We start from the raw sequence: 16617 nt of genomic DNA, 5'->3' as shown, positions 1-16617 counted from the left end.
ATTATCCATGGCATATCGATCGCCCGCGACGCAAATTCCGGAGCCGCCTCGCTCTACGCGCGGACAACCTGTTGAGGCTCAACACCCAGGTCGGATGGGCAGCCCTACGTTCCCGGCTTCGGCTGGAAACGTCGTCCCCCCGCTCCCCGGCGCCAGATAGCAAAAAGGCCCGGTTACCCGGGCCCTTTATGCTTTTCAAATCTAAAGAAGATTTGGAGCGGGTGAAGCGATTCGAACGCTCGACCCCAACCTTGGCAAGGTTGTGCTCTACCCCTGAGCTACACCCGCTCGCGCGGCGTCTTGGCCGCAAGCCGGGCCTATATGGCTGAAGAGCGCGGCGATTGCAACAGGGAAATCGCAGGCTTTTTGCGACACGATGCGCGGGGCCGGCAAGCCGCCGGCGGGCGCGTGAGTGGCGGGCGGCGAGGCGCCAGCGCGAAGGGCGGTGCCGCTCACCATGATGTCGCATGACGGTCTTGTGTCGGCTGCCCCATTGGCCGTAAACGGCTGGCTTGAGAAACGGGACGAAACCGATGCCGAAGACCGAAGCCGATTTGATGGCCTTTCTTGCCGAACTCGGCATTGCCACGTCGACGAAGCGCCACCCGCCGCTCTATACCGTCGCCGATTCGCAGGCACTGCGCGGCGAGATCGCCGGCGGGCACACGAAAAACCTGTTCCTGAAGGACAAGAAGGACAATTTCTTCCTGGTCACCGTCGGCGAGGACGCGGTCGTCGACCTGAAGCAGATCCACCAGGTGATCGGCGCCGCCAGCCGGGTTTCCTTCGGAAAGCCGGAGATGCTGATGGAGCTGCTCGGCGTCACACCGGGCGCCGTCACGGTCTTTGGCGTCATCAACGACACGGCAAACAGGGTCAAGCTCGTGCTCGACAAGGATTTGATGGAGCATGCGGTCATCAATGGGCATCCGCTGACCAATGAGGCGACGACATCGATCGCGGCGCGCGACCTGATCAGATTCGTCGAGGCAACCGGGCACGATGCTGCTATCTTGAAAGTCTCCGTGTGATCGCCACATGGATGGCTTGAGTCAGATGGTCTGAAGCATAGGGCGCCTGGCCGCCGGCCGGCGGCGCCACGGAAGGGTAGAGAGATGAGCGACAACAATCCGTTCGGCGGCTCCTTTGGCGGCAATGGCGGCCAGTACAACACCTCGGTACAGTATGGTGGAGCCGCGCCGGCGCCGGCGAAAGTCGCGCTTGGCGATGCGCCCGCCGCTCCCGCCGATGTGATCAAGGACACGACGACGGCTGCCTTTGCCGCCGATGTCATCCAGGAATCGCGCCGCCAGCCGGTGCTGGTCGATTTCTGGGCGCCCTGGTGCGGGCCTTGCAAGCAGTTGACGCCGCAGTTGGAGAAGGCGGTCAAGGCCGCCGGCGGCAGGGTCAAGCTGGTGAAGATGAACATCGACGACCATCCCTCGATCGCCGGCCAGCTCGGCATCCAGTCTATCCCGGCGGTCATCGCCTTCAAGGACGGCCAGCCGGTCGATGGCTTCATGGGCGCCATCCCGGAGAGCCAGATCAACGAATTCATCACCAAGGTCGGCGGCAAGGACAATGGCGCGCCGCCAGTGGCTGAAGCCCTGGCCGCGGCCATTGAGGCGCGCGCCGCCGGCGACATGCAGACCGCGGCCGACATTTATGACGCCATCCTGGCGCAGGCGCCGGAGACGATCGAGGCGATCGCCGGACTGGGCGAACTGTTGTTCGACGCCGGCGACACGGAAGGCGCCGAGGCGCTTTTGGCAACAGCCCCGGAGGCCAAGAAGGATGCGCCGCCGCTGGCAGCCCTGCGCGCCAGGATGGCGGTTGCGGCGCAGGCGGCGGCTCTCGGCAATCCAGCCGAGTTCGAGCGCCGGCTGGCGGAAAATCCCGGAGATCACCAGGCGCGCTTCGATCTGGCCATGATCCAAAACGCCAACGGCGACCGTACGGCCGCGGCCGACAATCTGCTGGCCATCATCAAGGCCGACCGGGCCTGGAACGAGGATGGCGCGAGGACGCAATTGCTGCAGCTGTTCGAGGCCTGGGGCATGACCGACGAGGCGACGCTGGCGGCGCGCCGCAAATTGTCGGCGCTGCTGTTCTCCTGAGCCGGCTGCCGGTTGTTTTGCCGCACGGGCTTGGCGTCGGCGACGACTGCGCCAGATTAGCTGGTATGACGCGCTTCTGGTGAAGCGATCGGAGGAATATGGTGCAAGCGGGAAACGCGCATTACCGGCTCGCCAAGGATTTGCCGTCGACGATCCCGATCTTTCCGCTCGAGGGTGCGCTTTTGCTGCCGGGAGGCCGCATGCCGCTCAACATCTTCGAGCCGCGCTATCTGCAGATGGTGGACGAGGCGATTGCCGGCTCGCGGCTCATCGGCGTCATCCAGCCCAGTCTCGATGGCGCCTTGCGCGGCGATGGCGAGCCGGAGCTCTGCAATGTCGGTTGCGCCGGGCGCATCATCGCCTTCTCCGAAAGCGGCGACGGCCGCTACCTGATTTCGCTGCAGGGCGTGTGCCGGTTCCGCATCGCCCACGAATTGACGGTCAAGACGCCGTTTCGCCAGTGCAAGCCCGCGCCTTTCCTTGCCGATCTCGACGAGGATCAGGCGGACAACGAGATCGACCGGCCATCGCTGCTCAAGGCGTTTCGCGCCTATCTGCAGGCCAACGATCTGGAGGCCGACTGGGAAAGCGTCAGCCGCGCCGAAAATGCCATGCTGGTCAATGCGCTGTCGATGATGGCGCCCTACGGGCCGGCCGAGAAACAGGCGCTGCTCGAAGCAGCCGACCTGAAGACCCGGGCGGAGACGCTGATCGCCATCACCGAAATGGCACTGGCGCGCGAGAATGAGGATTTTGGCTCGAGTTTGCAGTAAGAGGGCGCGATGGCGGACGGACGTGACGGGAAGAAGGTCGACCCCAAGCTGCTGGAACTCTTGGCCTGCCCGCTGACCAAGGGGCCGCTGGCCTGGGATCCAGAGCGCGGCGAACTGATTTCCAGGGTCGCCAAGATTGCCTATCCGGTGCGTGACGGCATCCCGATCATGCTGCCCTCCGAGGCGCGGACGCTTTCGGTGGAGGATGTGCTGGCCCCGCCGCCGCGCTTGGGTGGGTCGGGCTGAGGGGCACGTTTCTTATACCCGCCAATTTGCCGAAGGCTGGCGGGACAGCGGGGAGCGCGAAGGATCGCCGACGTCCGCTTTCGTTCCGCTCTTGGCATGGCCTTGCCTACTGAAAATTGCGCCCCTTGGGCATGACCCTTTCCGCTTCTTCCGACAGCGTTGCGAGATCCTGCCGGATCGGTGCGCTTTGTTTGGCGGGGCTGGAGCGATCCGAACCGTCCTTGGCGAGGTCTCTCGGAGGAACCGCTGGTGCGGCCCCGCTGACCTTCTCCAGAAGCACGGTCAGCCAGGGCGTCAGATCCTCGATCCTCTCGGCGACGATGTGGACCACGCCCGATTCCGACTGCAATTTTCCGGTGACCTTGACGAACCGGGCGCCCATGACGATCGGCCGGTAACGGTCGAAGGTTCTTTGCCAGAAGATGACGTTGGCCACCGCCTTGTCGTCCTCCAGCGTCAGGAAGATCGCGTTGCCCTTGCCGGGACGCTGCCGCACCAGCACGAGGCCGGCGACGGAGACGCGCCTGCCATCGGGCACGAAAGGCAGGTTCGCATTGGGGATGACGCCGGCGCGGTCGAGTCGCTCGCGCAGGAAGGCGACCGGATGCGCCTTCAGCGACAGGCCGAGCGCGCGGTAATCATGGATGACATGCTCGCCGAGCGGCATTTTCGGCAGCTTCGTCTCGGGCTCCAGTTCGCGCAGGCGAAGCGCCGGCTGGTCGAACAGCGGCAGCCTTTCGGCGGCGCTCTTGCCGTCCAGCGCACGCACCGCCCACAACGCTTCGCGGCGATCGAGGCCGAGCGAGCGGAAGGCATCGGCCTGCGCCAGCCGCTCGATGTCGCCGACATCGAGGCCGGAGCGCAGCCAGACATCCCTGACGGATACGTAGCCTGAGCCGCGCTGTTCGACGAAGGCCGCCATGCGCTCCTTCGACAGGCCCTTGATTTGGCGGAAGCCGAGCCGGACGGCATGCTTCGTCTCGATGACGCCGCGCATCTCGGCATGGCGCGGGAGGATGCGGGCCGGATCGAACGGCGCCTTTTCCAGCGTGCAATCCCACACCGAAAAATTGACGTCGACGTCGCGAATGTCGACGCCATGGTCGCTTGCGTCGCGCACCAGCTGGGCCGGCTGGTAAAACCCCATCGGCTGTGAATTCAGGATCGCGGCGCAGAACACGTCGGGATAGAAGGTCTTGAACCAGCAGGAGGCGTAGACGAGCAGGGCGAAGGAAGCGGCATGGCTTTCGGGAAAGCCATATTCGCCAAAGCCCTCGATCTGCTTGAAACAGCGCTCGGCGAAGTCCTTCGTGTAGCCCTTGCCGACCATGCCATTGATCATACGGTCGCGGTAATTGCCGATGGTGCCGGTGCGCTTGAAGGTGGCCATGGCGCGGCGCAGTTCATCGGCCTCGCCCGGTTTGAAGCCACCGGCAACGATGGCGATATTCATCGCCTGCTCCTGGAACAGCGGCACGCCTAGTGTCTTGCTGAGGATCGCCTCCAGCTCCGGTTTTTGATACTCGGGTTTTTCCTTGCCTTGCCGGCGGCGCAGATAGGGGTGGACCATGTCGCCCTGGATCGGGCCCGGCCGCACGATCGCCACCTCGATGACAAGGTCATAAAAGGTTTTCGGCTCAAGGCGCGGCAGCATCGACATCTGCGCCCGCGATTCAATTTGGAAGACGCCAAGCGTATCGGCGCGGCAGATCATTTTGTAAACTTGCCTATCCTCCGGCGGCAGGGTGGCCAGCACATAAGGTCGGCCGTATTTGTCTCGCGCCTTTGGGTAGTGGTCAGTAAGCAAGGTGAAGGCGCGCTGGAGGCAGGTCAGCATGCCGAGCGCCAGCACGTCGACTTTCAGGATCTTCACCGCGTCGAGATCGTCCTTGTCCCATTCGACCATCTTGCGCTCGTCCATCGCCGTCTTGACGATGGGCACGATCTCGTCGAGCCGGTCCCTGGTTATGACGAAGCCGCCGACATGCTGCGACAGATGGCGGGGGAAGCCCATGATCTCATTGGCACGCTCCATCACGTGCCTCGACACCGGATCGGTGCGGTCGAGGCCGCCGGCGCGGGCTTCCTTCTCGCCAAGCTCCGATGTCGACCAACCCCAGATCGAGCCGGAAAGCGATGCCCTGACATCCTCGGACAGGCCCATCGCCTTCGACACTTCGCGCAGCGCCGAACGGCCGCGATAGCTGATGACGGCGGCCGCAAGTGCCGTGCGCTTGCCGCTGTATTTCTCGTAGATGTACTGGATTACGGTTTCGCGCTTTTCGTGCTCGAAATCGACGTCGATATCCGGCGGCTCGTTTCTCTCCTCGGAAATGAAGCGCTCGAAGAGCGAATCGATTTTTTCCGGTCCTACTTCGGTGATGCCGATGCAGAAGCAGACGACCGAATTGGCGGCCGATCCACGTCCCTGGCAGAGAATATCCTTGCTGCGCGCGAACTTGACGATGTCGTAGACAGTCAGGAAATAGCGGGCATAGTTGAGGCGTTCGATCAAAGCGAGCTCTTCCTCGATGCGCCTGGTCACCGAATCCGGCACACCCGCCGGATAGCGGTTGGCCGCTCCCTCCCGCGCCAGCCGCTCCAGTTCAGCCTGTGGGCCAAGACCCGATTCCGTCGGCTCGTCCGGATAATTGTACTGAAGGTCGCTCAACGAAAAGGTCAGTTCTTCCGCAAACCGCAGCGTCTCGGTCAGCGCTTGCGGATGCCTGCGGAACAGGCGCGCCATCTCCATTGGCGGCTTCAGATGACGCTCGGCATTGGCGCTGAGTTGCAGCCCGACCTCGGCGACGGGCGTGTTGAGGCGGATCGCGGTCAGCACGTCCTGCAGCGGGCGCCGTTCGGCCGTGTGGTAGAGAACGTCGTTGGTCGCCATCAGCGGAACACCGACGCTCTCGGCAAGCGCTGCCGCCTGCTCGATGCGGAAACGGTCATTGCCGGCGTAGTCGGGCGAAACGCCAAGCCGCAGGTTCCTGCCGAAGCGGCCTTTGAGGTCTCGAAGCAGGGGAAGACTATCTTGCGCGCCCGCCGACAGATCCGGCAGGACCGCCAGCGACATCAGGTCACCCCATTCGAGGAGGTCGCCGCGCTGGAGAAGGGTGGCGCCTTTTTCGTTCTCGTCGCGCAGATTGGCTTGCGTCAGCATGCGGCACAGATGCCCCCAGCCCTTGCGGTCTTGGGGATAGGCGAGGATGTCCGGCGTGCCGTCGCCGAAAACCAGCCGGCTGCCGGGGTGATAGGAGAGCTTTTCGACCTTGGCCTGCTGCCAGGCGCGCACCACGCCGGCCACCGTGTTGCGGTCGGCAAGCCCGATCGCCGAGAAGCCCAGGAGCTTGGCCGCGACCACCATCTCCTCCGGCTTGGAGGCGCCGCGCAGGAAGGAGAAATTCGACTGGATGCCGAACTCGGCATAGGGGATGACGGTCAGCGCGTTCATGCGAAGACACCATGCATGAACCAGCGCGGCGGTACCTGCGTGTTGCCGTAAAGACCTTGCCGGTAGAGCCAATAGCGGCGGCCATCGGCATCCTCGATGCGGAAATAGTCGCGCGTCGATGCCGCCTCGTCGCTTGGCGCTTCCCGCCACCATTCGGCGGCGATGCGTTCCGGCCCTTCGGCGCGCGTGACCCGGTAGAGCGCGCGCCGCCAGCGGAAGTGCAGCGGTGGTCCTTCCGGCATTTCAGTGGCCGGCACATCGATGGGTTCGGGCGAGCGGAACAGCCGGATTGGCCGTTCCGGCGGAAAAATGGTTTGTGGCGCCTGCAGCCTGCCGGGCTTTTTCGGCGGCGTGGTCCGGCGCGGCGCTTCGGTGAAGGGGATCGTGGCGACAGCACGCTCCGGCAGATGGCTCTCGACCGCGACCGGCCGGAGAACCGCGCCCTCGCCGAGCCGGGCGCGGATGCGGTCGGCGAACAGCGCGATATCGGCGCCATCGTCGATCGTTTCACCAGTCAGATCAGCCTGCTGCATGTCGAAGGTGGCTGCCGCCAACACCGAGAGCCGCACCAGATCGAAACCATAGCCGGCATCGATATCCTGCTCGAGCGCGGCCAGCCTCTCATGGAACAGTTTCTGGATCAGCATGGGTTCGCGCATCGGCCGCGAGGTGCCGATGGCGATGCGGCTGACGGCGCCGTCGACGCGAAAGAGCAGCAGCGCCAGTGTCCTGGCACCCTCGCCGCGGCGTTCGAGATCGGTTTTCAAGGTCGCCGCCAGCATGCCCACCAGCCGTTCGATGTCCTCGGTCAGGGTGACGGGTTCGGCGAGGTGGCGTTCGACCGAAAGCGGCGCGACGGGAAGGCGCGGCGACACCGCTTCGTCGAGACGGCCAAGCGCCTGGTCGAGGCGCAGGAGCAGCAAGGCGCCAAAACGGCGGGCGAGCGGCGCGCGCGGTGCCGCCATGACGGCGCCCGCCGTGCGCAGGCCGACGCTTTCCAGGCTGGTGCGGGTCGCCGGCTCGATGCGCAGCGCGGCCAGGGGCAGGGGTGCCAGCAGCGCTTCCTCCTCGCCTGACACAATGATGCGGTCGCCGCAAAAGCGTGCCGCCGCCCAGGCCGCACCCGGTGTCGCGGCAAGCCCGGCGCGGACATCGAAACCCTGATGGAAGAAGCGCGACAGGATGTCGTCCAGCATGGCGCGCTCGCCGCCGAACAGATGGGTGCAGCCGGTGACGTCGAGAAACAGGCCGTCTGTCCCGTCCAGCGCCACCAGCGGGGTGTAGCGGTCGCACCAGTCGGCAAGGCCTTCGAGCAGTCGGCGGTCGGCTTCCGGATCGGCCTCGACGATGTCGATCGACGGATGCATGGCGCGCGCATCGGCAATGCCCATGTCGCGCTTCAGGTGCAGGGCCTCAGCCCGCTCGTCGAGGGCCGAGATGCGCTGCGCGTTGCGGTCTCGATGGCTGATCACGAGCGGCGGGTGGGATGGGTGATCCGACGGCCGGGAACGCCAGGACCGCCCCAGACGCTGGCGCAGGACCCTTTCCGCCGCCAGATAGGGAAACCACAGGGACAGGATTCTTTGGCCGGTTTCTTTCCCCACCTGCTCCTTCGTCGCCCGCTCTTTCGTCGAATGCGCGTTCATCGGGGTTCCACTCCAGTGTGAATTGTCCAGGCAGGGCCGTGCGGCTCTTGCCGATGGTGAGGGTGAAGGCCGGGCGACCGATCGAACCGGCCAGCGGTCCGGCGATGGTGTCGCGCGGCACCGCCGGCGCCGAGGCGACGATGAGGCGGACGGGTGCCGCCGTGGGTTCGGGTTCGGCCGCCTGCCGCAGCAGGAACACCGGCCGGCCGGCCGCTTGCGTCCTTGCATGCAGCCGGCGTGTCGCGGTCAGGTCCAGCCGCTGCGGATTGCCGCGGATTTCCAGGATGACGGCGGCAAGCGCCGTCATCCGGGCCGCCTCCTCGGCGACCCACAGCGCATCGACAAGCCTTGGCGCCTCGGAAAACAGCAATTGCTCCGGCTCGATGCCGAATGAGGCGTGAAGCCCCCTTGCATAGGGAAAGCCGGCCTCGCGAAAAATCTCCGATGTGCCGATCCACAGCACCGGCAGCCCCGGCGTTTGCTTGAGGATCAGGCTGGTGAGCGACAAAGCGAAGCCGGCGACGGCCCCAGCATCGCGGGTTTCCAGCCCATGGATTTCACTCAGGGCGGCCTTCGGCAGGCCGCCGCTCAGGGCGGCGTCGAGGCGCTCGACACCGATAGGCAGGAACGCATCCGGCAACGCCGCGGCAATGCCACGCCGGACGATTGTGAGATCGGTGCTGGCGTCAGCATCGGAGGTCGCGGCGGCCGGCGCAGCCAAGCGCTCGGGCAGCGTTCCCTCGATTTTCGCGATCTGGCGGCGCAGGGCAAAAACAGTCTCCCGCGCCACGGCGGTCATCGCCATGACGGTCAGCTTCCACTCACAATTGTTCCTGTTATGTTCCCTATAGATTCCAGAGGGTGACCCAGGAGTCAAGCAGAGTCATGGGGAATTTATTCCTCTCGGCAGGGATGGCGCAGGCGCATCGGCCCGTTCATTTGCCGATTCCGGTGCGAAAGCCTATATGCCGGGATCAAAGGACAAAGCATGGCCCGCATCTACAAGACCCGCACCTGGCACGACGAACTCTCGCCCTCGATGGACGAAATGGAGTTCCTGGCGCTGGAGGCGTACGCCCATCTGCCGGAGGATTTCCGCAAGCTGACCGGCGAGATCGTCATCCAGATCGCCGAGTTCCCGACCGACGAGATCATGGACGATCTGTCGCTGGAAACGCCCTTCGACCTGCTCGGCCTGTTCGAGGGACGCGGCATCGCCGAGCGCTGGAACCCGCAGACCGGCGAAGGCCCGAACCGCATCACGCTCTACCGCCGCGCCATCCTCGATTACTGGTCCGAAAACGAAGAAACGCTGGGCGACATCGTCACCCACGTGCTGATCCACGAGATCGGCCACCATTTCGGCCTGTCGGACGATGATATGGAGAAGATCGAAGAGGCGGCCGAGTAGCACTCAGATGACGGAAGCAGAATTTGCCGACCTGATCGATTGCAATTGGCCGTACCACGACATTTCACAAAGCCGGGAACTGATCGCAACCGCCATCGGGATTTCGCCGAATGCCGCTTTCCTCGCACTTAGTGAGCTTTGCCATCTGCCCGCAAGTGCTGCCATCGAACCGGCCACTCTCGTTGCCCTGGTCGATTTCTGGCTCTCCGAATTCGACCACCCGATGGCACCTATGACAGCGGAATGCGCGATCTCCATGATTGAACGCAAGCGGTTGCCGGTTCCTGAAATCCTTACGAGAATGGATTCCGTCTCCGGCTATCCCGGTCTCCTTGCAGCGCTATCGATCCTCTATTTCGGCTGCGATGACGTCGAGGGCCGCGCAGACGCACGGTTCAACGAAATCAGAGCCGCCTGGGAAAATCTGGCGTAGCTGGTTACTGATCGACCAAGCGCTGTATTTGGCCCTCATTCCTGACCGTCGATATCCTTGACTACTGGTCCGAGAACGAAGAGACGCTGGGCGACATCCACGAGATCGGTCACCATTCGGCCTGTCGGACGATGATATGGAGAAGTTCGAAGAAGCGGCCGAGTAGCCCCACACCTTCGTCATCCTAGGGCGGAGCAAGGAGCGAAGCGACGCGGCGCAGACCCTAGGATCCATGCCGTGACGGCGATGCTATGCTCCGGCGGTGCAAGAAACCCGAGCGGCTACCAGCCGGTTCCACGAAAGAGCTCGAACCACTCCGGATTGGCCGTTTCGATCAGCTCGATCTTCCATTGTCGAGGCCAGCGCTTCAATGACTTCTCGCGCTGGATGGCATCGGTAATGTCGAAATATTCCTCGTACCACACCAGCCGCTGTACGCTGTAGCGACTCGTGAAGCGCGAGCCTTGGCCGGCCTTGTGCTCAGGCATTCGACGGCCGAGATCGTTGGTGACGCCGATATAGATGGTGCCGCGGTTCTGACTCGCGGTCATATAGACGTAGCCGGTCGTGGTTTCAGGGTAGCGAGCGTTGATGCGCGCACAAGCGCCATTTTGATCCGCCGCATTCTACGGCCAATGTCACGGCATGGATCCTAGGGTCTGCGCCGCGTCGCTTCGCTCCTTGCTCCGCCCTAGGATGACGAAGAAAGAGAGAGTCCTCAGCGCTGTCCCCTACCAGTCACTCAGCTTGGTATCGGGCCCGTATTCCTGGCCGTCGACATCCTTGACCACGGCCTGGCCGCAACGCATCGTCTTGGCCTTCTTGTCGTAGGCATAGGTCGGCGAGCCGAACAGGTGCCAGCCCTTGTTCAGCGCCGCCGTCACCTTATGGCAGAAGCTGGCATCGTCCGGGCCGGACAGAAAGCGGTAGAGTTTCATTGTTCAATTCCTGTCGTGAGTAGCCATAGCCCGCTCGCATCCATCGAGCATTTATGACCCGATGGCGGCTGCCTTCGCCAGCAGTTTTTCGGCCTGCGCCAAGTGCAGCCGCTCGACCATCCTGCCGTTCAGCGCGATCACGCCCTTGCCGGCATTCTCGGCGAGCGCGAAGGCTTCCTTCACCGAGCGCGCCTCGGCCACCGCTTCCGTGGACGGCGCGAAGGTGCGGTTGGCGGCTTCGATCTGGGCCGGGTGGATGAGGCTCTTGCCGTCGAACCCCATGGCGGCCGCCTCGGTGCATTCATGGGCAAAAGCGTCGAGGTCGCGAAAATCGTTGGAGACGCCGTCGAGCATGTCGATGCCGCCGGCGCGTGCGGCCAGCACCATCTGCATCAGCCAGGGCACGAGGTAGCGTCGATCAGGCGTTGCCAGAATGCCGGTCTCCTTGACCAGATCATTCGTTCCGGAAACGAAACAATTGAGCCGCGAGGCCGGGTCGCGGCCAAGCTCGGCGATGGCGCCGATGTTGAGCAGCGCCTTGGGCGTTTCGATCATCGCCCATAGTTTCACGCTGTCGGGAGCGAAATTGTCGTCGAGCACATCGCCGGCCTCGAGCAGGTCGCGCGGCGTGTCGACCTTGGGCAGAAGGATACCGTCGGGCTCACAGCTTGCGGCAGCCAGCAAGTCGTCGGCGCCCCATTCGGTTGCCAGAGCATTGATGCGCACGATCATCTCGCAGCGTCTCTCGGAATGGCCGGCGAAAATGCCGGCCAGTTTTTCGCGAGCGGCGATCTTGTCGGCCGGAGCGACGGCGTCTTCCAGGTCGAGGATGATTGCGTCGCAGGCAAGCTGCGCGATCTTGGCCAAGGCCTTGTCGTTGGAGGCCGGGACGTAGAGCACCGAGCGGCGCGGGCGATAGGTTTCCATGGGTGATCTATGCCGCTTGTAGGTGGGTGAGGCAAGCGCGCAGGGCTGTGCCTGAGGCGAGCCAATCGCGAAAGCTGGTGCTGCCCCTCACTGTCCTGCCGGACATCTCTCCCCGTAAACGGGGCGAGAGGAGCTGGCGGCAACGCCGGCGCCTTTCTTGCGACGCTGGAGATTGGCGAAACCGGCGACAAGAGCGTTCCTCGCCCCGTTTACGGGGAGAGGATGCCGGCAGGCAGGTGAGGGGCAGCGCCGACGTTAGAAAGATGGCGAATTCGACCTCAACAATTGCCTGCACGAAAACTGCACAGGCCTGCGGAAAACCTCCTCCGATCCACCTCAACCTTTCCCCGCCGGCCTGACAAACAGAGGGCATGCAAAACCGAGCAAAACCCCGATGGTCCCTGCCTTACCGGCTGCGCCGCGAAGACTGGTGGCTGGTCGATGCGCCGCGCGTGTGTCCCGTCGCAACCCTCATTCCCTTTGTTCGCAAGAGCCCGCCGGCAACCCGCCGGGACGCCATCAGGAAAGCCCGATCATGACAGCGTTGCTCTCCGCCGCGCCGAGCTATTGCAGCCGCTTCGGTGTCGCCATCCTGCTGGCGGCACTTGCGGATTTCCTGTTCTACGGCCAGCCCGCCGGGATAACCGTTTTCCTGTTCGCCCTGCTGATTGCCGCCGCGGTTGTCGCCGTGCATCCGGCGGCTTTCAGCGACGGTCGGGTGTGGCTCAAGCCCATCGCCTTGCTTGTCGCGCTGTTGCCGCTGGCTGAAAACGTCAGCACCCTGTCGGTTTCGATCGCGCTGGCGGCGCTGACCGTCTTTGCGCTTTCGCTGAGCGGGCGGCTGCGGCACAGCATCGCCCGTATTGCCGGGCAGATCGTGCTGTTCGGGCTGGCGGCGCCGTTCCGCTTCGCCAATGACTTCATCCGCTGGCGCAGGACGGCGCGGCGGTTCGGCCGGCGGCGCATCCGGCTGGCGGCGATCGCTGTCTGGGTGATGCCGCTGACGCTGGGCGCGGTCTTCCTGGCGCTGTTCGGCGCCGCCAATCCGGTGATCGACTACTGGCTGTCGCTGATCGACCTCGTGAGGCTGCTCGATCTTATCCAGCTGGCGCGGATTGCCTTCTGGCTGTTCGTGCTCGCCGCTGTCTGGGCTTTTCTGCGACCGCGCCTGCCGCGCCTGGTTCGTCGCACCCCGCGCGCGGCGCCGGCCGTCAGCGCTCAAGCCGACAAAACCATCACCACCCTCGAAGACATCCTGTTCGGCAAGGCCGCCATCCTGCGCGCCCTGATCGTCTTCAACATCCTGTTTGCGCTGCAGACGGCGCTCGACGCCACCTATCTGTGGGGCGGGGCCGCCCTTCCCGACGGGCTGAGCTACGCGGCCTACGCGCATCGTGGCGCCTATCCCTTGATCGTCACCGCGCTGCTTGCCGCCGGCTTCGTGCTGGCAGCGCTGCGGCCAGGCAGCGACACCTCGGCCGATCCGTTCATCCGCCGGCTGGTCTATGCCTGGGTGGCGCAGAACATCATGCTGGTCATTTCGTCGATCCTGCGGCTCGACCTCTATGTCGGCATCTATGCATTGACCTACTGGCGCGTCGCCGCCTTTGTCTGGATGGGGCTGGTGGCAGCAGGCCTTGCCCTGATCATTGCCCGCATCGCGCTTAGAAAATCCAACGAATGGCTGCTCTCCGCCAATCTTCTGACGTTATCTCTGACGCTTTATGCCGGCTGTTTCATCAATTTTGCAGCGACGATCGCCAACTACAATGTCGACCATTCCCTCGAAATGACCGGCCAGGGCATTCCCCTAGACGCCTGGTATCTTCACTCGCTCGGTCCGGGCGCGTTTCCCGCACTCGATCGCTTCCTCGAGCAACAGGGCAAGACGGCGGCGGCCGGCACTGTCCGCGAACTGGCTGGCGTGCGCGGCAGCGATGAAATCTGGTATCGAACTATCCAGCAGAACTGGCGGGCCTGGAGCTTTCGCGACTGGCGGCTGCTTCGATATCTCGACACCAAGGGGCCGTTCGTGATTCCCTCCGCTATCGAACCTTCCATGCCGGGCCGCTGATCCATGCCGCATCACATCCTCGTCGCCGACGATGACCCGCACATCCGCGAGGTGATCTGCTTTGCGCTGGAAAAGGCCGGCATGAAAACGACAGGGGTGGCCGACGGTGCCGCCGCCTTGCAGGCGATCGGACGCCGGACGCCCGACCTTGTCGTGCTCGACATCGGCATGCCGGAGATGGACGGGCTGGAGGTCTGCCGGCGACTGCGGCACACATCCGATGTGCCGGTGCTGTTCCTGTCCGCGCGCGACGAGGAGATCGACCGCATCCTCGGGCTCGAAATGGGCGGCGACGACTATGTGACGAAACCATTCAGCCCGCGCGAACTGGTCGCCCGCGTCAACGTCATCCTGCGGCGCGCCCGCCCGGCGGCGGCCGAACCGGTCGACAACAGGCAGTTTTCGCATGGCAAATTGGCTCTGGCGCCGGCCAGTCATGCTGCCAGCTTCGACGGCAAGGCGCTTGCCCTGACGGGGATCGAATTCTCGATCCTGAAGGGATTCCTGGCGCGGCCCGCGCATGTGCTCGACCGCGACGCGGTGATGGCCAGCGCCTATGCCGCAAATATCCATGTCGCCGGCCGCACCGTCGACAGCCACATCCGCAACATCCGCGCCAAGCTGGCAGCAGTGGGTTGCCCTGACGTTATCGAGACGGTGCATGGCGTCGGCTTCCGGCTCGGCCGATGCGGCTGACGACTTCCGGCAAATGGAGCGGCCGCAAGTGGCGGCCACGGCTTGCCACGGTCGTCGTCGCCATCCTGATCATGGTGATGGCCCTGCCATTGGTCGGCTTGTTCTTCTTCCGCCTCTACGAGAACCAGCTGATCCGCCAGACCGAAGCGGAGCTGATCGCGCAAGGGGCGGCCATCGCCGCCATCTATGCGCAGGATGTGCGCGACGCCGGCATTGCGGCGGACAAGCTCGGCGCGCCGATGCCGGGGCCAGGCGGGGATTCAAGCCGAAGCGTCAATCCGGGCCCGCTGTACAAGCCGATCGAGCCGCAACTCGATCTCGCCTCCGACTATGTGCTGCCGACCCGGCCGGCGGCGATCGCTGCCACCGCCGATCCTGCCTTCGCGGCGATCGGTGCGCGCCTGTCCGGTATTCTCGACGCCACGCAGAAAACCACGCTGGCCGGCTTCCGGCTGCTCGATCCCCGGGGCGTCGTCATTGCCGGGCGCGGCGAGGTCGGCCAGTCGCTCAGTGCGGCCGAAGAGGTGCGCACAGCACTTGCCGGCAGCTATGCCAGCGCGCTCAGGCTGCGCATTCCCGACCAGCCGACGCCACCGCTCTATTCGGTCAGCCGCGGCACCAAGGTGCGTGTCTTCGTCGCCCTGCCGGTCGCTGTCGGCGGCAAGGTCGCCGGCGTCGTCTATGTGTCGCGGACGCCCAACAACATCATCAAACATCTCTATGGCGAACGCGGCAAGGTGACGTTGGCGGCGATCGCCATTCTCGGCGGCACGCTGCTCATCGGCCTGGTTTTCCTGCGCACCGTCAGCCGGCCGATCTATGCGCTGATCGACCGAACCGAGCGCATCGCCGCCGGCGACCGCGCGGCGATCAGGCCGCTCGACCATCACGGCACGCGAGAGATGGCGGAGCTTTCCGCCGCCTTCCTCGACATGGCCGAAAAACTGCAGGCGCGTTCCGACAGCATCCAGACGTTCGCCACCCATGTCTCGCATGAGCTCAAATCGCCGTTGACGGCGATCCAGGGCGCGGCCGAACTGCTGCGCGATTCCGGTGACGCGATGGACGATACGGAGCGGCGGCGCTTTTCAGACAATATCGTCACCGATGCGGGACGGCTCAATCTGCTGGTTCGCCGCCTGCTCGACCTGGCGCGCGCCGAAAACCTGGCGCCGAGCGGCGAAAGCACATCGCTCGGTGCGGCGCTGGCGCTGCTGCCCGTCGACAACAGGCTGGCGGTTCGCGTCGGAGCCGGCGGCGAAATCGGCTTGCGCATATCGGCCGAGAACGCGGCTATCGTGCTGGCCAATCTCATCGACAATTCGGCCAGGCACGGCGCGACGGCGGTTTCTGTCTCGGCTACGAGCGCCGGCGGCAAGGCGAGCATCCTGGTCAGCGACGACGGCGCCGGCATTTCGCCGAGCAACCGGGCGCGCATCTTCGAACCGTTCTTCACCACGCGGCGCGAGCAGGGCGGCACCGGCATGGGGCTCGGCATCGTGCTGGCCCTCCTGAAAGCGCATGATGGTATGATCGCGCTGGTTGACAGCGAACGCGGCACGCGCTTCGAGATCATTCTGCCGGTGGCGTGAAGGACACCATCGGCCGGATCGGAGAGAACATGCGCTACGACATCGTCATCATCGGTGGAGCCATCGTCGGCTCCTCGGTCGCCTATTACCTGCGTGAGCAAGGGTTTTCCGGCACGATCGCGCTGGTCGAGCGTGATCCGCAATTCGCGCATGCGGCAACGACGCTGTCCATGGCCTCGATCCGCCAGCAATTCTCGATCCCGGAAAACATCCGCCTGTCGCAGTTCACGCTAAAGCTGTTCCGGCGGCTGAAGGAAGAGTTCGGCGCCGACGCCGATATCGGCTTTCGCGAAGGCGGCTACCTCATCCT

16 protein-coding genes, 1 tRNA gene and 1 pseudogene are annotated in these 16617 nt (G+C 64.5%); 11 read left to right on the top strand and 7 right to left on the bottom strand.

The window, feature by feature from the left end:
* Positions 1–213: 213 nt before the first annotated feature.
* A tRNA-Gly gene (locus AC0L3E_RS31050) sits at positions 214–288 on the bottom strand.
* A 245-nt stretch (positions 289–533) separates the two neighbouring features.
* On the opposite strand from AC0L3E_RS31050, the gene AC0L3E_RS31045 reads away from it, so the two are divergent.
* The 4 genes from AC0L3E_RS31045 (at position 534) to AC0L3E_RS31030 (ending at position 3136) form a co-directional block, all read left to right on the top strand.
* Positions 534–1031, top strand: a complete 498-nt coding sequence (locus tag AC0L3E_RS31045; protein WP_127271756.1) for a prolyl-tRNA synthetase associated domain-containing protein — start codon at positions 534–536, stop codon at positions 1029–1031.
* Between the two features lie 84 nt (positions 1032–1115).
* A complete protein-coding gene (gene trxA / locus AC0L3E_RS31040; protein ID WP_473606442.1) occupies positions 1116–2117 on the top strand; it encodes a thioredoxin in 1002 nt (333 codons plus the stop codon).
* A gap of 101 nt (positions 2118–2218) precedes the next feature.
* Positions 2219–2890 (top strand): LON peptidase substrate-binding domain-containing protein, encoded by a 672-nt coding sequence (locus tag AC0L3E_RS31035; RefSeq protein WP_023810888.1) that lies wholly within the window; start codon positions 2219–2221, stop codon positions 2888–2890.
* Between the two features lie 9 nt (positions 2891–2899).
* Positions 2900–3136, top strand: coding sequence for a Trm112 family protein (locus tag AC0L3E_RS31030; protein ID WP_127381787.1), 237 nt, complete (start codon positions 2900–2902; stop codon positions 3134–3136).
* A 106-nt stretch (positions 3137–3242) separates the two neighbouring features.
* Here the strand turns inward: AC0L3E_RS31030 and AC0L3E_RS31025 are convergent, their stop codons facing one another.
* The 3 genes from AC0L3E_RS31025 to AC0L3E_RS31015 are packed head-to-tail and all read right to left on the bottom strand — an operon-like array spanning position 3243 to position 9041.
* Positions 3243–6590, bottom strand: coding sequence for an error-prone DNA polymerase (locus tag AC0L3E_RS31025; RefSeq protein ID WP_473606441.1), 3348 nt, complete (start codon positions 6588–6590; stop codon positions 3243–3245).
* On the bottom strand, positions 6587–8062 hold the full coding sequence (locus AC0L3E_RS31020; protein ID WP_473606440.1) for a DUF6504 family protein: 1476 nt from the start codon (positions 8060–8062) through the stop codon (positions 6587–6589). Before AC0L3E_RS31020 ends, AC0L3E_RS31025 begins: the two co-directional genes overlap by 4 nt.
* Positions 8004–9041 carry an ImuA family protein gene (locus AC0L3E_RS31015; protein WP_473606439.1) on the bottom strand — a complete coding sequence of 346 codons (1038 nt, stop codon included), beginning with the start codon at positions 9039–9041 and terminating at the stop codon, positions 8004–8006. Before AC0L3E_RS31015 ends, AC0L3E_RS31020 begins: the two co-directional genes overlap by 59 nt.
* Positions 9042–9224: 183 nt before the next feature.
* Between AC0L3E_RS31015 and AC0L3E_RS31010 the strand changes: the two genes are divergently transcribed.
* The 3 genes and pseudogenes from AC0L3E_RS31010 to AC0L3E_RS31000 form a co-directional block, all read left to right on the top strand.
* On the top strand, positions 9225–9647 hold the full coding sequence (locus AC0L3E_RS31010) for a metallopeptidase family protein (protein ID WP_023763026.1): 423 nt from the start codon (positions 9225–9227) through the stop codon (positions 9645–9647).
* 7 nt (positions 9648–9654) lie between these two features.
* Positions 9655–10080, top strand: a complete 426-nt coding sequence (locus tag AC0L3E_RS31005; RefSeq protein ID WP_127267292.1) for a hypothetical protein — start codon at positions 9655–9657, stop codon at positions 10078–10080.
* A 53-nt stretch (positions 10081–10133) separates the two neighbouring features.
* Positions 10134–10246 (top strand): annotated as a pseudogene (locus AC0L3E_RS31000) (metallopeptidase family protein); the annotation flags it as partial.
* 115 nt (positions 10247–10361) lie between these two features.
* Here AC0L3E_RS31000 and AC0L3E_RS30995 read toward each other — a convergent pair.
* The 3 genes from AC0L3E_RS30995 to AC0L3E_RS30985 form a co-directional block, all read right to left on the bottom strand.
* The gene (locus tag AC0L3E_RS30995) at positions 10362–10631 is read right to left on the bottom strand and encodes a GIY-YIG nuclease family protein (RefSeq protein WP_127267291.1); all 270 of its coding nucleotides are present in this window, start codon (positions 10629–10631) and stop codon (positions 10362–10364) included.
* Positions 10632–10811: 180 nt separating this feature from the next.
* Complete coding sequence (locus tag AC0L3E_RS30990; RefSeq protein WP_127267290.1) at positions 10812–11018, bottom strand: DUF1737 domain-containing protein; 207 nt, start codon at positions 11016–11018, stop codon at positions 10812–10814.
* 51 nt (positions 11019–11069) lie between these two features.
* Positions 11070–11945 (bottom strand): HpcH/HpaI aldolase/citrate lyase family protein, encoded by an 876-nt coding sequence (locus AC0L3E_RS30985; protein ID WP_473606438.1) that lies wholly within the window; start codon positions 11943–11945, stop codon positions 11070–11072.
* A gap of 535 nt (positions 11946–12480) precedes the next feature.
* On the opposite strand from AC0L3E_RS30985, the gene AC0L3E_RS30980 reads away from it, so the two are divergent.
* The 4 genes from AC0L3E_RS30980 to AC0L3E_RS30965 form a co-directional block, all read left to right on the top strand.
* Positions 12481–14019 (top strand): DUF4153 domain-containing protein, encoded by a 1539-nt coding sequence (locus AC0L3E_RS30980; protein ID WP_473606437.1) that lies wholly within the window; start codon positions 12481–12483, stop codon positions 14017–14019.
* Positions 14020–14022: 3 nt separating this feature from the next.
* Positions 14023–14715: a response regulator gene (locus tag AC0L3E_RS30975; protein ID WP_473606436.1), complete on the top strand. Its 693-nt coding sequence runs from the start codon at positions 14023–14025 to the stop codon at positions 14713–14715.
* The gene (locus AC0L3E_RS30970) at positions 14706–16307 is read left to right on the top strand and encodes an ATP-binding protein (RefSeq protein WP_473606435.1); all 1602 of its coding nucleotides are present in this window, start codon (positions 14706–14708) and stop codon (positions 16305–16307) included. The genes AC0L3E_RS30975 and AC0L3E_RS30970 overlap by 10 nt, the downstream gene beginning before the upstream one ends.
* Positions 16308–16336: 29 nt before the next feature.
* Positions 16337–16617, top strand: a 281-nt coding sequence (locus tag AC0L3E_RS30965; protein WP_473565056.1) for an FAD-dependent oxidoreductase, incomplete at its 3' end; no start/stop codon positions are given.

It is taken from the genome of Mesorhizobium sp. WSM4822, assembly GCF_055811155.1.
This window is presented reverse-complemented; position numbering and strand designations above follow the sequence as displayed.

What these genes read in the sequence shown, in the direction of transcription:
- AC0L3E_RS31045 (WP_127271756.1), top strand. Translation starts at nt 534, where the DNA reads ATGCCGAAGACCGAAGCCGATTTGATGGCCTTTCTTGCCGAACTCGGC.
- trxA (WP_473606442.1), top strand. Translation starts at nt 1,116, where the DNA reads ATGAGCGACAACAATCCGTTCGGCGGCTCCTTTGGCGGCAATGGCGGC.
- AC0L3E_RS31030 (WP_127381787.1), top strand. Translation starts at nt 2,900, where the DNA reads ATGGCGGACGGACGTGACGGGAAGAAGGTCGACCCCAAGCTGCTGGAA.
- AC0L3E_RS31025 (WP_473606441.1), bottom strand. Translation starts at nt 6,590, where the DNA reads ATGAACGCGCTGACCGTCATCCCCTATGCCGAGTTCGGCATCCAGTCG.
- AC0L3E_RS31015 (WP_473606439.1), bottom strand. Translation starts at nt 9,041, where the DNA reads ATGGCGATGACCGCCGTGGCGCGGGAGACTGTTTTTGCCCTGCGCCGC.
- AC0L3E_RS31010 (WP_023763026.1), top strand. Translation starts at nt 9,225, where the DNA reads ATGGCCCGCATCTACAAGACCCGCACCTGGCACGACGAACTCTCGCCC.
- AC0L3E_RS31005 (WP_127267292.1), top strand. Translation starts at nt 9,655, where the DNA reads ATGACGGAAGCAGAATTTGCCGACCTGATCGATTGCAATTGGCCGTAC.
- AC0L3E_RS30995 (WP_127267291.1), bottom strand. Translation starts at nt 10,631, where the DNA reads ATGACCGCGAGTCAGAACCGCGGCACCATCTATATCGGCGTCACCAAC.
- AC0L3E_RS30990 (WP_127267290.1), bottom strand. Translation starts at nt 11,018, where the DNA reads ATGAAACTCTACCGCTTTCTGTCCGGCCCGGACGATGCCAGCTTCTGC.
- AC0L3E_RS30985 (WP_473606438.1), bottom strand. Translation starts at nt 11,945, where the DNA reads ATGGAAACCTATCGCCCGCGCCGCTCGGTGCTCTACGTCCCGGCCTCC.
- AC0L3E_RS30980 (WP_473606437.1), top strand. Translation starts at nt 12,481, where the DNA reads ATGACAGCGTTGCTCTCCGCCGCGCCGAGCTATTGCAGCCGCTTCGGT.
- AC0L3E_RS30975 (WP_473606436.1), top strand. Translation starts at nt 14,023, where the DNA reads ATGCCGCATCACATCCTCGTCGCCGACGATGACCCGCACATCCGCGAG.
- AC0L3E_RS30970 (WP_473606435.1), top strand. Translation starts at nt 14,706, where the DNA reads ATGCGGCTGACGACTTCCGGCAAATGGAGCGGCCGCAAGTGGCGGCCA.